This is a genomic window from Yinghuangia sp. ASG 101 (assembly GCF_021165735.1).
Taxonomy (GTDB): Bacteria; Actinomycetota; Actinomycetes; order Streptomycetales; family Streptomycetaceae; genus Yinghuangia.
On sequence record NZ_CP088911.1, the window covers coordinates 2,097,141 to 2,111,537 of the forward strand.

Annotated in this window: 13 protein-coding genes; 8 read left to right on the forward strand and 5 right to left on the reverse strand. The window is 72.9% G+C overall.

The features are described from left to right. Window positions 1-211 precede the first annotated feature (211 nt). The 4 genes from LO772_RS08605 (at window position 212) to LO772_RS08625 (ending at window position 4,129) form a co-directional block, all read left to right on the forward strand. Complete coding sequence (locus LO772_RS08605) at window positions 212-868, forward strand: histidine phosphatase family protein (protein ID WP_231777792.1); 657 nt, start codon at window positions 212-214, stop codon at window positions 866-868. A gap of 42 nt (window positions 869-910) precedes the next feature. After that, window positions 911-2,512, forward strand: a complete 1,602-nt coding sequence (locus LO772_RS35755; protein ID WP_269453175.1) for a VWA domain-containing protein — start codon at window positions 911-913, stop codon at window positions 2,510-2,512. Window positions 2,513-2,650: 138 nt separating this feature from the next. Continuing rightward, on the forward strand, window positions 2,651-3,493 hold the full coding sequence (locus LO772_RS08620) for an aldo/keto reductase (RefSeq protein WP_231777793.1): 843 nt from the start codon (window positions 2,651-2,653) through the stop codon (window positions 3,491-3,493). Between the two features lie 90 nt (window positions 3,494-3,583). Further along, window positions 3,584-4,129 (forward strand): potassium channel family protein, encoded by a 546-nt coding sequence (locus tag LO772_RS08625; protein ID WP_231777794.1) that lies wholly within the window; start codon window positions 3,584-3,586, stop codon window positions 4,127-4,129. On the opposite strand, the gene LO772_RS08630 is transcribed toward LO772_RS08625, so the two are convergent. The 3 genes from LO772_RS08630 to LO772_RS08640 form a co-directional block, all read right to left on the reverse strand. Beyond that, window positions 4,113-4,754: a TVP38/TMEM64 family protein gene (locus LO772_RS08630; protein ID WP_231777795.1), complete on the reverse strand. Its 642-nt coding sequence runs from the start codon at window positions 4,752-4,754 to the stop codon at window positions 4,113-4,115. The genes LO772_RS08625 and LO772_RS08630 overlap by 17 nt on opposite strands. A gap of 219 nt (window positions 4,755-4,973) precedes the next feature. Beyond that, on the reverse strand, window positions 4,974-5,558 hold the full coding sequence (locus tag LO772_RS08635; protein ID WP_231777796.1) for a hypothetical protein: 585 nt from the start codon (window positions 5,556-5,558) through the stop codon (window positions 4,974-4,976). A gap of 218 nt (window positions 5,559-5,776) precedes the next feature. Continuing rightward, window positions 5,777-6,991, reverse strand: a complete 1,215-nt coding sequence (locus tag LO772_RS08640) for a TDT family transporter (RefSeq protein ID WP_231777797.1) — start codon at window positions 6,989-6,991, stop codon at window positions 5,777-5,779. A 94-nt stretch (window positions 6,992-7,085) separates the two neighbouring features. Here LO772_RS08640 and LO772_RS08645 point away from each other — a divergent pair, with 94 nt between their 5' ends. From LO772_RS08645 to LO772_RS08655, 3 genes are all read left to right on the forward strand, one after another. Further along, complete coding sequence (locus LO772_RS08645) at window positions 7,086-8,006, forward strand: LysR family transcriptional regulator (RefSeq protein ID WP_231777798.1); 921 nt, start codon at window positions 7,086-7,088, stop codon at window positions 8,004-8,006. 132 nt (window positions 8,007-8,138) lie between these two features. Next, complete coding sequence (locus LO772_RS08650) at window positions 8,139-10,475, forward strand: beta-propeller domain-containing protein (RefSeq protein WP_231777799.1); 2,337 nt, start codon at window positions 8,139-8,141, stop codon at window positions 10,473-10,475. A gap of 107 nt (window positions 10,476-10,582) precedes the next feature. Next, complete coding sequence (locus tag LO772_RS08655; protein WP_443089379.1) at window positions 10,583-11,560, forward strand: sigma-70 family RNA polymerase sigma factor; 978 nt, start codon at window positions 10,583-10,585, stop codon at window positions 11,558-11,560. Here the strand turns inward: LO772_RS08655 and LO772_RS08660 are convergent. After that, window positions 11,471-11,911: an STAS domain-containing protein gene (locus LO772_RS08660; RefSeq protein WP_231777800.1), complete on the reverse strand. Its 441-nt coding sequence runs from the start codon at window positions 11,909-11,911 to the stop codon at window positions 11,471-11,473. The two genes, LO772_RS08655 and LO772_RS08660, sit on opposite strands and share 90 nt — an antisense overlap. 600 nt (window positions 11,912-12,511) lie before the next feature. On the opposite strand from LO772_RS08660, the gene LO772_RS08665 reads away from it, so the two are divergent. Further along, a complete protein-coding gene (locus LO772_RS08665) occupies window positions 12,512-12,970 on the forward strand; it encodes a MaoC family dehydratase (protein ID WP_231777801.1) in 459 nt (152 codons plus the stop codon). A 36-nt stretch (window positions 12,971-13,006) separates the two neighbouring features. Here the strand turns inward: LO772_RS08665 and LO772_RS08670 are convergent, their stop codons facing one another. Continuing rightward, on the reverse strand, window positions 13,007-14,194 hold the full coding sequence (locus LO772_RS08670; protein ID WP_231779467.1) for an NADH:flavin oxidoreductase: 1,188 nt from the start codon (window positions 14,192-14,194) through the stop codon (window positions 13,007-13,009). Between the last annotated feature and the right edge of the window lie 203 nt (window positions 14,195-14,397).

Sequence of the window (14,397 nt, forward strand, 5' to 3'; positions counted from 1 at the left end):
CAACTCGACAGGTGCACACAGATTTCGCTGGGAACCACAACTGCAACGACCACGACGTTAGCACAGCCTTGCCCCGGACCGCGAAATTGACGGGAAAACGCAGGTGACGGCCGCTTCCCGGGCGTGTCGCGGTCGGCGGCCGGCGGAACCGCGAGAACGCCCCACGGACCGCCGCCGCGCCCCCGGGGCCCGGACCCGTAGAGTCCCCGGCATGATCGACGCCGCCGCCCGCCCCAAGCGCATCGTCCTTCTCCGGCACGGCGAATCCGCGGGGAACATCGACCCCGGCATCTACGAGGTGGTCCCCGACCACGCCCTCGAACTCACCGAGCGTGGCCGCGAGCAGAGCGAGCGGGCCGGTCGCGAGCTGCGGGACCTGTTCGGGACGGAGCACGTGACGGCGTTCGTCTCGCCGTACCGCCGCACGCGCGAGACGTTCCGGCTGCTCGGGCTCGACCCGGAGCGCACGCGCATACGCGAGGAACCCCGGCTCCGCGAGCAGGACTGGGGCAACATCCAGCAGCTCACCGACATGGGGCAGCAGAAGGCGGCGCGCGACGCGTACGGGCACTTCTACTACCGCTTCACCCACGGCGAGTCCGGCGCCGACGTCTACGACCGGGTCGGGGCCTTCCTGGAGACGATGCACCGCGATTTCGCGCGGCACGCCGTGCGCTACGGCCCGGACCGCAACATCCTGCTGGTCACCCACGGCCTGACGATGCGGCTGTTCTGCATGCGCTGGTTCCACTGGACCGTGGAGGAGTTCGAACGCCTGTCCAATCCGGGCAACGGCGAGACCCGCATACTGCTGCGCGGCCCCGACGGCCGCTACACACTCGATCGTGAGTTCGAACGCTGGAAGTGACGGTCCGCCCGGCAGGCGTCGCGAGGCGGCATGATGTGCTGCATGACCACGATGTCCAAAGGCGCGAACATCCCGGCCCCGACCACGTCACTGCGCGCGGTGGTGTCCTGGCGCAGCGGCGGTGCACCGGATGTGGACGTCTCCGCCCTGCTGCTCGCCGACGACGGCAAGGTCCGAGGCGAGGACGACTTCGTCTTCTACAACCAGCCGTCGCACCCCTCCGGAGCGGTCGCGCACGCCGGCAAGCAGACCTCGCCCGACGGGGTCACGACGGACGCCGTGCGCGTCGACCTGAACCGCGTGCCGTCCGGTGTCGTGCGCGTCGTGATCGGGGCCTCCGCCGACGGAGGAACGTTTGGCCAGGTGCCCGATCTGGCGCTGAAGCTGCTCGACGAGGCCGGGCGCGAGCACGCGGTCTTCGACATCGGCGACGCGACGACGGAGACGGCGTTCCTGTTCGGCGAGCTGTACCTGCGCAACGGCGCGTGGAAGTTCCGCGCCGTCGGCCAGGGCTACGCGTCGGGCCTCGCGGGCCTCGCGACCGACTTCGGCATCGCGGTGGACGCCGAGCCCGCGCCGCCCGCGCCTCCGGTCCCGCTCCGGACACCGCCCCCGACGTACACCCCTCCCCCGCTGCCGCCGTCGGCGGTGCAGACCGCGCCGAACCCGGCCGTACGCGCCCCCGTGCCCCCGGCCCCCACCACGCCGCCGCCCGCACCCGCCCGCCCCGCCACGCCGCCCCCCGCCGCCCCGGCGTCCCCGGGCGCCGCGCCGGCGTCGTCGGGCCCGGTGAGCCTGAAGAAGCAGCAGCTCGTCAGCATGGAGAAGCAGCTCGGCGAGCAGGGCCACGGCCGGCTTCTCGACCTCACCAAGAAGGCCGCGGTCAGCCTGGAGAAGAAGGGCCTCGGCGAGCACACCGCGCGCGTCGCGCTGTGCCTGGACATCTCCGCCTCGATGAACAACCTCTTCCAGTCCGGCAAGGTCCAGGCCCTCGTCGAGCGCGTTCTGTCGCTCGGGCTGCGCTTCGACGACAACGGCGAGGTCGACGTCTTCCTGTTCGGCCAGAGCGGCCACGAGGCCGGGACGCTCAACACCCGGCAGTACCAGGGCTGGACGAACCAGATGCTCCAGCGGTACCCGCTGGAGGGCGGCACCGACTACGCCGCCGCGATGCGCCTCGTGCGGGAGAACTACTTCAAGGTGTCGGGCCCGCGCCACGCACCGCTCGCCGACCGGGTGCCGGTGTACGTCATGTTCGTCACCGACGGCATGACCAGCACCGAGCAGTTGACGCGCGAGCAGGTGACGTACTCCAGCTACGAGCCGATCTTCTGGCAGTTCATGGGCATCGGGCCGTCGGCGAAGGCGGTCGACAAGCAGGACCCCGCGGGCGCGCCGGCGGGCCAGAAGAAGAAGGTCAAGTTCTCCGAGCGGCTGCAGAACAAGCTGATCGAGAAGCTGACCGGGGGCTTCGCGTTCCTGGAGGAGCTGGACAACCTCCAGGGCCGCTACACCGACAACGCCGCGTTCTTCGCGGTCACCGACCCGGCGAACCTCGCCGACGAGGTGTTGTTCGACCTGATGATGGAGGAGTACCCCGACTGGCTCAACCGGGCGCGGGCGATGGGGCTGCTGACCGGCTGAGCCGCCCGGGATCGGCCGGCGGCGCGGCGCGGAATACGGGGCTTCGCGGGCGTGGTTGGCGATGATCGTGTGTGGTCCGGCCCACCACCTGATCGCGTCCGTCCGCAAGCCCCGAGCCACGAGTCGGAGGAAGAACCCGTGAACACCGTTCCCGACATCACCCTCAACAACGACGTACCGGTCCCGCAACTCGGCTTCGGGGTGTGGCAGGTGGCGCCCGACGAGACCGAGGCGGCGGTGCGGACCGCCCTGGAGGCGGGCTACCGCAGCATCGACACCGCGGCGGCGTACGGCAACGAGACCGGCGTCGGCGCGGCGCTCGCGGCGTCCGGCATCGCACGCGAAGACCTGTTCGTCACCACGAAGTTGTGGAACCACGACCACGGGTACGAGGCGACGCTGCGCGCGTTCGACGGCAGCCTGGACCGGCTCGGCCTCGACTATCTCGACCTGTACCTGATCCACTGGCCGGTGCCCGCGGCGGACCGGTACGTCGACTCGTGGCAGGCGTTCGAGAAGCTGTACGCGGACCGGCGGATCCGGGCGATCGGCGTCTCGAACTTCCAGATCCCGCACCTGGAACGGCTGTTCGACAGCAGCGGCGTGGTTCCCGCGGTCAACCAGATCGAGCTGCACCCGTACCTCCAGCAGAAGGAACTCCGGGCGTTCCACGCCGAGTTCGGGATCAGGACGGAGGCCTGGAGCCCCCTGGCGAAGGGCGGCGCGCTGCTGTCCGACTCGACCGTGGCCGGCATCGCCGCGAAGCACGGGCGCACCCCCGCCCAGGTGGTGCTGCGCTGGCACGTCCAACTCGGCAACATCGTCATCCCGAAGTCGGTGACGCCGGCACGCATCGCGGAGAACATCGCCGTCTTCGACTTCGCACTGGACGACGCCGACCTCGCGGCGTTCGACGCGCTGGACCGGGGGCGGCGCACGGGCCCCGATCCCGACACCTTCAACCTGGGCCACGAGGGCTGACGGGCCGGGCCGTTCGGTGCGCGTTTCGGTGCGCATGGCGTGGCGCGCGGACGCTCGGCGGGTCCGGCGCGCCCGGGAAGGCGGGGTGGCATGAGCACGCGGTCGCAGCCCGACGGCAAGGCGGCACCGGAGCGCACGGAGTCGCCGTGGTGGGTCGCGGTACGGGCGATCGGGGCGCTGGTGGTGCTGCTCGTCGCCTTCTACACGCTGCCGGACCAGGTGCACAGCACCTCGGAGGCGGTGCGGACCGTGGTCTTCGCGCTGTGCGTCGGGGCGTTCGCGGCGCTGATCGTGCTGCTGATCGCACGCGGCCAGCGCGGCGGATTCCCGGCCCGCGCCGAGGGGCTGCTGCTCACGGTGGTCGCGAGCATCGTGTTCTTCGCGACGGTGTACGACCGACTCGCCCAGCAGAGCGACCAGTTCGCGGGTCTCGTGACGCGTACGGACGCGCTCTATTTCACGCTGGTGACCACGGCGACCGTGGGCTACGGCGACATCACCGCGACGGGGCAGGCCTCCCGGATCGCGGTAATGGTGCAGATCGTCTTCAACCTGGTGTTCCTCGGCGCCGGGGTCTCGGTCGCGCTCGACCGCATCAAACAGCACCGCCGCGCCGCGGCTAAGCCGGAGGACTGACCTCCGCCCGGCCGTCGGCCTCGGGCCCGGTCGCCTCGGCGTCCGCGAGGACGGCCTTGTCGGCCCGGTGGCGCAGAACGAGCAGCGCGGCGAGCACGAGCAGCACGCCCGCGGTCGCGGTGACGACCACCGACGTCGAGAGACCGGTGCGGACCGACGCGCCCGCGGCGACCTGGACCATGGTCGCGGGCAGCAGCCCGATGACCGTCCCGACCGTGAAGTGCAGGGTGCGGATACCGGTCGCGGCGGCGCCGTAGTTGACCACGAAGCCCGGCATGACGGGGACGAGGCGCAGCAGGGCGACGGGCACGAGGCCGTGCCGGGTCAGGCGGGCGTCGAGATCCGCGAGGGCCTGCTTGCGGTGCAGCCATCCGCGCACCCGCTCGCGCCCGAGGCGGCGCCCGACCATGAGGGCCAGCACGCTGCCGAGCGTGGCGCCGGTCATCGCGACGACGGTGCCGAGGACGGCCCCGAACAGCGCGCCCGCGGCGGGCGCGAGGAGGGTCTTCGGTACGAAGAACGCGACACCGACGATGCAGATGAGGGTGAAGACGGCCACGACGACGGGAGTGGGGTAGTCCGTCCAGGCGCCGTGCCGCAGGAAGTCCTGCACGGCGTCCACCATTTGCCCACCCCTTGCGCGCCGTGTCCTGCCTGATCAGCAGATTGTACGGGCGCGTTCGGACGAGCGCGGGACGACGAGGCACGGGCGTGAGAGGGCGGCTCGGGGAGACGGCACGCACGGGCCGACGGCCTGCGGTGCCCGACCGATGTGCGGGGGGCGGGATCGCGACGGGCGAGGGGCTTCGGGTGAACCCCGTGCATCCCGTCGGGGGTTCGTCGGTCAGGCGCCGGCCGGGTTGGTGCCGGTCGCCTGTTGTTTGACGTACTTGTTCCAGGGGCGCAGCAGCACCGGTCGGGTCCACAGGAGGTGGCCGCCGCCGGGTGGCGAGACGACGCCGCCGCGGGCCGGGTCGCCCGCGAACCAGACCTCGGCGCCGTCGCACGGCCGCAGGCGGCGCGCTCGTCGGGCGGTGGCGACGACCGCCAGCACGTGCTGCGCGCCGTCTCGGGCCGGGTCGATGAGGACGAGCACCGGCTGGTTTCCGGCGCCGGGGAAGCAGCCGGGGTCGTGGAACCGGCACGCGCACGGCACCCACGGCCGGCGCACGAGGGCGCGGCGCATGCGGGTCGCCTGGAAGTGCGTGACGAGGCCGAACACCCCCGCGCCGCCGGAGGCGAGGATCAGGGCGAGTGTCGCGACCGACGGCAGGTCGGTGTGGCGTTCGACGGACCACGCCCCGGCGTACGCCACGAGGCCGAGCAGGATGAGCAGCCAGGCCCGCAGCCGGTATCCGCGCAGCGCCCGGCGCGTCTCGGCACGCGCCAACGCCGACCCCTCGGGCGGCGACGGCACGGGCGACCTCATGACGTGCCAGCCTAATGCGGCATCCCGCGGCCGACGGCGGTCCCGCGAACGCGGCCCGCCGCGAGGACCCGGGACGTCGGGGATCGGGGCGGCCCGCGCGGCGCGGGATCGTCCGGGCACGCGGCACCCGCCGGGCCGCGCTCGGGCCGGAAACCTTCCCGGACGCCCGCTCGGGCCCGACCGGTGCGCGCCGGAACACCCGGGCCGCGTGCGCCTCTTCAGGCTCCCGCCGCGTCGCCGCCCCGCCCGAACGCGGGCGCGGCGCCGACGCGGACCCGCTCGTCCGATGCCGCGGCCGGGACCGGCACGGGCGGCGCGGCGGGGGTGCGGAAGAGTCGGCCGCTCAGGCATCCGCGTGCCGTGTGTGCCCCGACGACCGCCCACGCGGCGGCCAACAGGAGGAAGAGCACGACGGCGGCCCAGCGCAGGGCCTCCGCACGGGTCTGGGCCGCCAGGCCGGACGCGCCGGTGACGCACGTGCCGACCGGGAAGGTCAGGGACCACCAGGTCATCGCGAACGGGAGGCCCCGGCGGCGGGCGCGTATCCCGAGCACGACGGCCAGGGCGAACCACGCGAGCGCCGCGCCGAGGACGGGTACGCCGTACAGCAGCGCGAAGTCCGCGCACGCCCCGGTCAGGTGCGCGGGCAGCACGTCGCCCGCGACCGCGCCGATGGTGTGCGCCGCGGTGACCGACTGCCCGAGCGGGCCGAGCACGATGAACAGCGTCGGGACCATGACCGCCGGTCCGGTGCCGTGCAGGAACAGCCGGGCCCAGATGAGGGGCAGCAGCGCGAGGGTCGCGAACAGGCTGATGCCGAACATCGCGTAGCAGGCCAGGAACAGCGCGAGCCGTGCCTCGTGTCCGCCCACGTGCGGGATGAGCAGCGGTCCGGTGGCCGCCGAGACCATCGGCGGCACGACGGGCAGCAGCCACGTCGCGAACACGCCGTCCAGCCGCGACCGGTGCCGCGTGATCATCACGTACGGCACGGCGACGGCGCAGGCGAGGCCCGCGAGGGTGCCCAGCGACCACAGGGCCGTGCCGATGCCGAGTGCGGCGGACCGCCCGAGGAGGCCGGGGCCGTACAGGACCGTGCCGGCGCCGACGGTGAGCAGCGCCATCGGCGGCGCGCCGAAGAAGATGACCATCGCGGGGTCGGCGACGTGGCCGCGCGCGATCGCGCGCTGGCGGGTCCACAGGGCGGCGGTCGCCACGGTCAGGGCGATGAGCAGCGCGGTGGCGAGCAGCCACCCGAGGACGGCGACCGCATGCAGGCCGGGTACGTGGAACGGCAGGGTGGCGGCGGCGTTGGCGACGATGCCGGTGCCCATGACGGACGCGAACCAGTTGGGGCCGATGCCGCGGTACGCGTCGCCGGGCCGGTCGAGTTCACGCAGGAGCCTGGTGCGCCGTGAGGGGCTGGGACTCATGGGATCCATGCTGCTCGCGGGCCGGACGGGTCGGTAGAGGGGATGCCTCGATGGGGGCATAACACCGGGTTATGGGTGGGCGTACGCTGGCACCATGCCGTTGTCCCCCCGTATGCCCGACTTGCGCGCGCTGGAGCTGCTGCTCGCCGTCGCACGCCTCGGCTCGCTCGGACGGGCCGCGCGCGAGGCGGGTGTCTCGCAGCCGGCCGCGAGTGTCCGCATGCGGACGCTGGAGCGCATGATCGGCGTTCCGCTGCTCGAACGCACGCCTCGCGGTTCGGTGCTGACCCCCGCGGGAGTGCTGGTCACCGACTGGGCGCGGCCGTTGCTGGACGCCGCCGACCGGATGGACACGGGGCTCGCGGCGCTGCGCGAGGACCACAACACGCGGCTTCGCGTGGAGGCGAGCCTCACGGTCGCCGAGTATCTGCTGCCGCGCTGGCTGGTGGCGCTGCGCGGGTCGCGGCCGGGGATGGCGGTGTCGCTGCGGGTCGGCAACTCCGCGGACGTCGCCGCGCGGGTGCTGGCCGGTGAGGCGGATCTCGGCTTCACGGAGGGCCGCCGCGCGCCGCGCGGTCTGGCGTCCGCCGTCGTCGCGCACGACCGGCTCACGGTCGTGGTGGCGCCCGGGCACGCGTGGTCGCGGCGGCGTGGGCCGGTCCCGGCCGCGGAGCTTGCCGCGACGCCGCTGGTGCAGCGCGAGCCGGGGTCCGGGACGCGGGAGGTCCTGGCCGCGGCGCTGGCGCCGTTCGGCGCAGCCGCCGCGCCGCTGCTCGAACTGGCGTCCACCACGGCCCTGAAGGCGGCTGCCGTGTCGGGTGCCGGTCCGGCGGTGCTGAGTTCGCTCGCGGTCGCGGACGATGTCGCGGCCGGGCGGCTCGTGCGCGTCGAGGTGGCCGATCTCGAACTCGGCCGCGCGCTGCGGGCGGTGTGGCCGCACGGGACGCGTCCGACGGGTCCGGCACGGGAGTTGCTGGCGTTGACGAAGTCGTATCCGGAGCGCGACGGGGGCTGACGAGCCCGGGTGGGCGGGACGGCCGTACGCCTGCCGGGCCCGGGCGCCTGGGGCGCGGCGCACTCACCGCGAGTCACGGAGACGCCCCGAAATCCGCCGGAACCAAAGCCCGGTCGGCCCCGTCACACCGCCATGCCAAACGACGACGACACCCTCGGACCGGGCGGCGTGTCCCCCTCCCGGCCCGCTACGACGCGTGGACACGTACGCGCCCGGCACGCGACGCGCGGGCGGGCCATGGCCGGGCTCGCCCTCGCGGTGGGCCTGGTCGCGACCGCGTGCACGTCCGGTTCCGACCGGTCCGGCCCGGCGCCTTCGTCGAGCATCGCCGGTGGGCTCACCGGGGCAGCGGGCGAGGTCCGGGCGAAGATGCTGAAGCTGACGAATTTCGACTCGTGTGAGGCGCTGCTCACCGACTTCCGGGCCGCCGCGGTCAAACGCGCGAACGACGGCCCGGGCTCCGCGACGGCCGTTCCGCCGGGAGGCGCCGAGCCGGGCTCCGCGGCCGAGGACAGCGCCCGGTCCGGAGTCGGCGCCGAGGCGCCCAACGCGGCGCCCATGGCCCCGCAGGACGCGGCGCCGGGCGCCGGGCAGGGAGGCACGCAACCGACCACGGCCCCCGACCACTCCGGAACGAACGTTCACGAACAGGGCGTCGAAGAACCGGACTTGGTCAAGACCGACGGGCGGCGTGTGCTCACCGTCGCGGATGGTGCGCTGCGGGTCCTCGACGCCACGACGCGGACGCAGACCGGCATGCTGACGCTGCCGAACGGGCGGGCGAGCGAGATGCTGCTGTCGGGCGACCGGGCGCTGCTGATCATGGGCAGCGGCTACTCTCCCGGGGGCGCGCCCGCGCAGCCGCGCATTCCCGAGCCGACCACGACGTCCTCTTCTTCTTCGTCTTCCTCGTCTTCCTCATCTTCTTCGTCCTCGTCGGACGCGGCGGTCTCCACCTCCGCGACCGCGCGGCTCGTGCTCGTCGACCTGTCCTCCCCCACCCCCGTCACACTCGGCGAACTCACCGTCGACGGCGGCTATGTGGACGCCCGCCAGATCGGCGCGACGGCGCGCGTCGTCATCCGCTCGCAACCGCGCGGACCGGTGATCCAGCGGTCCGGCAGCGACTACACCTCACGGTTCGCCAAGGCCGTCGAGAAGACCACGGTGGAAGACTGGCTGCCGAGCTACACCCTCAAGACCGGCGGCACCACCAACTCCGGCCGCCTCGTGGACTGTTCGGCCGTCAGCCGACCGGGGACCGAGCCGGGCGCCCCGGGGCACACGGGCGTCTCGACGGTGTCCGTCCTGTCGTTCGACCTCAACCGCGAGCTGAGCACCGGCAGCCCGGTGACGGTCGCCGCCGACGCCGACACCGTGTACGCGTCCGCGTCGAACCTGTTTGTCACCGCGAAGTACCGTACTCCGTACGAGAGTTCCCGAACCAAGAAGTCGACCGACGGGCAACCCCGCACAGCGATCTACCAGTTCGACATCTCCGGGAACGGCGCCCCGCGGCACGTCGCGTCGGGCGACGTCGACGGCACGCTGCTCAACCAGTTCGCGCTCTCCGAATACGCCGGACACCTGCGCGTCGCGACCACGGCCCCGGTGCCGACACCGACCCCGACCGGCTCGGGGCGCAACGAACGCTCCTCGTACGACGCGTCGGACGGCGCGCTCCCCCGCACCGAGTCACCGCCGACCCCCACCGAGAGCGCGGTCACGATCCTGGCACTCGGCGGTGACGAGCTGCGTCAGGTCGGACGCGCGGGCGGTCTGGGACGCGGCGAGCGGATCTACGGGGTGCGGTTCACCGGGGCCGTGGGGTACGTGGTGACGTTCCGGCAGACCGACCCGCTCTACACGCTGGATCTCAAGGATCCGACGGCGCCGAAGGTGCTCGGCGAGCTGAAGATCAACGGATACTCCGCCTACCTGCACCCGATCGACGGCGACAAGCTGATCGGCATCGGTCAGGACGGCACGGACTTCGGGCAGCGCACCGGCACCCAGGTCTCGCTGTTCGACGTCGGCGACCTCACCGACCCGAACCGGATCGCGCACCACACGGTGGAAACGGGTCATTCGGAGGCGGAGATGGATCCGCACGCGTTCCTGTACTGGCCGGAGACGGGAACGCTCGTCATCCCGGTCCAGACGAAGAACGTCACCGCGAAGCCCGTACCGGCGGTACCGCCCGCCGGGTCCGGTTCCAGCGGCGCCGGTTCCGGCGACAACGGCTCGACGTCCGCGGTCGCCCCGGTCTACGCCCCCGCGTCGCAGGCCCTGGTGCTGACGCTGCGCGACGGGTCGTTCACCGAGGCCGGCACGATCACACACCCGGACAACGGGCAGATGCGGCGGTCCCTCGTGATCGGCGACGCGCTGTGGACGGTGTCGACGCGGGGCGTGATGGTCAGCGACCTGAACACGCTCGCGCAGCGCGCCTGGGTGCCCTTCGTGTGACGGCGGGGGCGCGCGGGCGGTGACGTCGTGTCACCGTCCGCGCGTCTTCAGCGGTTGTTTCTCCCGCGGCCCACCGATTGTCGGACCCCCCGCCTAGGCTGAACGATGTGATCGATGCAGACGGACCCGCGACGCCGGAGCTCGCGCTCGAACAATACCGAGTGGAGCTGACCGGCTACTGCTACCGCATGCTCGGCTCGCCGTTCGAGGCCGAGGACGCCGTCCAGGACACGATGGTGCGCGCGTGGCGCGGCCACGACCGCTTCGAGGGGCGCTCGTCCCTGCGGTCGTGGCTGTACCGCATCGCCACCAACGTGTGCCTGGACATGCTGAAGGGCAAGGAGCGCAAGGCGCGCCCCACCGACTTCACCACCGTGGGCTCGGCGGAGAACCCCACGCTGACCACGCACCCCGAGAACACCTGGCTCGCCCCCACACCGGACCACAAGGTCCTGGTGGGCGGCGACCCCGCCGACGTCGTGGTCTCACGCGACTCCGTGCGCCTGGCGTTCGTCGCCGCGCTGCACCACCTGCCGGCCCGCCAGCGCGCGGTGCTGATCCTCCGCGAGGTGCTGGCGTGGCAGGCGAGCGAGGTCGCCGAGCTGCTCGACACCTCGGTGGCGTCGGTCAACAGCGCCCTGCAACGCGCCCGCGCGACGCTGGCCTCGGTCGACGTCGCCGCGACGGACCTCGACGAGCCCGCCGACGAGGCCCAGCGCGAGCTGCTGGCCAAGTACGTCAAGGCGTTCGAGAGCTACGACCTCGAATCCCTGGCGTCGCTGCTGCACGAGGACGTCACGCTGTCGATGCCGCCGTTCGAGCTGTGGCTGAGCGGCGCCGACGAGATCCGCGCGTGGATGCTCGGTGTCGGCAACGGCTGCCGGGGCTCGCGCATGATCCCGGTGGTGTCAGCGAACGGCACGCCCGCGTTCGGCCAGTACCGTCCGGCGGGCCCGGGTCTGTACGAGCCGTGGGCGCTTCAGGTCATCGAGATCTCACAGGGGCGGATCATCGGCCTCAACTCCTTCCTCGACACCGAACACCTGTTCCCGCTCTTCGGCCTTCCACGCGAATTCGAGTCCTGAGTCCACGGGTCTCGGCCTCGGTCCGGGGCGCGGGGGCGGGGGTGCGTGCGCGTCGCCGATCGGTAGAGCGTCGCGCAACCCGACCAAGCCCACGAGATCGCGCAGCGCGGCCGGAGCGTCCCGCACCTGGTACGCCCGGCCCCGCCGCCGCGCCAGCAGGCGCAGCCGCGCGAGGATGTCCACGAGCACCAGATCCACCCGGCGGCCCGGCTGCACCGCACACACCAGTCGCGCCTCGGGCACCCGGCCCAGGCACTCGTCCGCACGATCACACAGCCCGGCGACATCCGCGCGCCCCAACGCCGCACCGATCTCGACCACGACCGCCCCCGAGGCGATCCGCACTTCCACGACGCACTCCTTCCACCGGCCCGCCTCCCGGCACAGGGGCGGTCACGGCTTGCCCGGGACCCGGGTGTCCCCGGCTCCTACGGTGGGGACCGCCGACGCAACGCAAACTCATCGGTGGATGAGCACGTCGGCGGCGTCGGACCGCCTCGAACTCCCGTGCGGCGCCGACGCCCCCGCGGGGCGGGCGGGGCCCCCGCAGCCGCGTCCGACGTGCCTCCGCGTCCTCGCGCGGAGCAACCTGCGGGCGCACCGGACCGCCTGTGAGCCCGGAGCCTCCGCACTCAACGGCCCGTCCGGCCCCACCGGACGGGCCGTTTCCGCGTCCCCGCTCCCGGCTCACGGGCGCACCGGACCGCCCGTGAGACCGCACGACGGCAACGCGGCGAGCACCGACTCCGGGGGGCGGCCCCCACGCGGCCCCGATCCCACCGCCCCGTCCTCCGCCGCCGCGCGATGCCGTGCCCGGTGCCGTGCGTCCCCGGGCCTCCGCCCGCCGCACCGAGCCGTTCGCCCTGCCGCGGGCTTTATCTGGCGCCCCGTCAGATAATGCGGACGCCGTTGCACAGCATGGTCGTCCGCATCAATCGCGAGGGGGCTCTCATGGCCGTCACCACGTTCACGGACCTGCGGCAGATCAAGGAGGCGTCCGGCCGGCACCTCGGCCACAGCGCATGGCTCGAGGTGACGCAGGAGAGGATCGACCGGTTCGCGGAGGCGACCGGGGACCGGCAGTGGATCCACGTGGACGTCGAGCGGGCACAGCAGGGGCCCTTCGGGGCGCCGATCGCGCACGGGTATCTGACGCTGGCCCTGTCGAACCTGTTCCTGCCGCAGATTGTCGAAGTACGGAACATCTCGCTGGGGGTAAACTACGGCGTCGACAAGGTCCGGTTCCCGCAGCCGGTCACGGTGGGCCGGCGGATTCGCGGCGGCGCGGAGATCGCGGCGGTGCGCGATGTCCCCGGCGGCGTGCAGGTGACGATGCGGATCACCGTGGAGATCGACGGCGAGACGAAACCCGCGTGCGTCATCGACGCGCTGACCCGCTACCTCGCCTAGCGCGGACGGGCCCGCACGCCGTACCCCGAACCACCGTCATCCGCGTGGTGGTTCGGGGTCGACCAGCACGCAGCGCGTACGGCTGTAGATCGTCGGCATGCACTTGTTGCAGTGAATGCACAGGGACTTGACGGCGCGTCGGCTTTCGTCCGCGGCGATCCGGTTGATCAGGTCGGGTTCGCGCAGGATCGCCCGTCCCATCGCGACGAATTCGAAGCCCTCGGCCATCGCGAGGTCCATCGTGGCGCGGTTGGTGATGCCGCCGAGGAGGATGAGCGGCATGGTGAGCTCGGCGCGGAACTGCCGGGCGTACTCCAGCAGGAACGCCTCCTGGTACGGGTAGGCGATCAGGAAGCGCCGGCCCGCCAGCCGGATACCGAGCCGCATCGGCTGCGGGAAGGCCGCCGCGAACTCGGGGACGGGCGCGTCGCCGCGGAAGAGGTACATCGGGTTCAACAGCGAGCTTCCGGCGGTGAGTTCGAGGGCGTCGAGGCATCCGTCCCGCTCCAGCCACTTGGCGGTGCGGATGCTTTCGGTCAGCCAGATCCCGCCCGGCACACCGTCGGCCATGTTGAGCTTGGCGGTGACGGCGATGCGGTCGCCGACCGCGTCGCGGACCGCGCGGACGACACCCCGCGCGACCTTGGCGCGGTTCTCCAGCGTTCCGCCGTAGGCGTCCTGACGGCGGTTCAGTTTCGGGCTGAGGAACGCGCTCGCGAAGTAGTTGTGCCCCAAATGGATTTCGACGGCGTCGAACCCCGCCTCGACGGCGTGCCGGGCGGCGCGGGCGTGCGCCTCGGTGACGCGCGCGATGTCGTCCTCGGTGGCCGCCTTGCACATCCTCATGCCGAGCGGGCTGAACAACCGGCCGGGAGCGAGCGCCGGCAGCCGGTTGGACTTGGCGTTGGCGACGGGACCGGCGTGCCCGATCTGCGCCGAGATGGCGGCGCCTTCGGCGTGTACGGCGTCGGTGAGGCGCCGCAGGCCCGGGACCGCCTCCGGCCGCATCCAGATCTGGTGCCGGTCGGTGCGGCCCTCGGGCGAGACGGCGCAGTAGGCGACCGTCGTCATGCCGATGCCGCCCGCGGCGGGCTTGACGTGGTAGTCGATGAGCGCGTCGGTGACCAGGGCGTCGGGCGTGGCGCCCTCGAAGGTGGCGGCCTTGACGATGCGGTTGCGCAGCGTGAGGGGGCCGAGCCTGGCCGGGGCGAGGACGTCCGGCACGGCCGCGCCCGGGCCCGCAGGCGGCGCTTCGGACGGGCTGTCGCCGCGGTGCCCTGCGGGAGTCGTCGTGGTCACGATGCCCACCCTTCGAACGCGGGTTCGAGGCGGCGAGCCTTCCCCGCGCCCCGAAGCGGTGACGGGCGACCGCGCGACGCGTCCGGCGAGACCGCGCCGGGAAGGCACCGGGCGCCCGTGGGCGCACA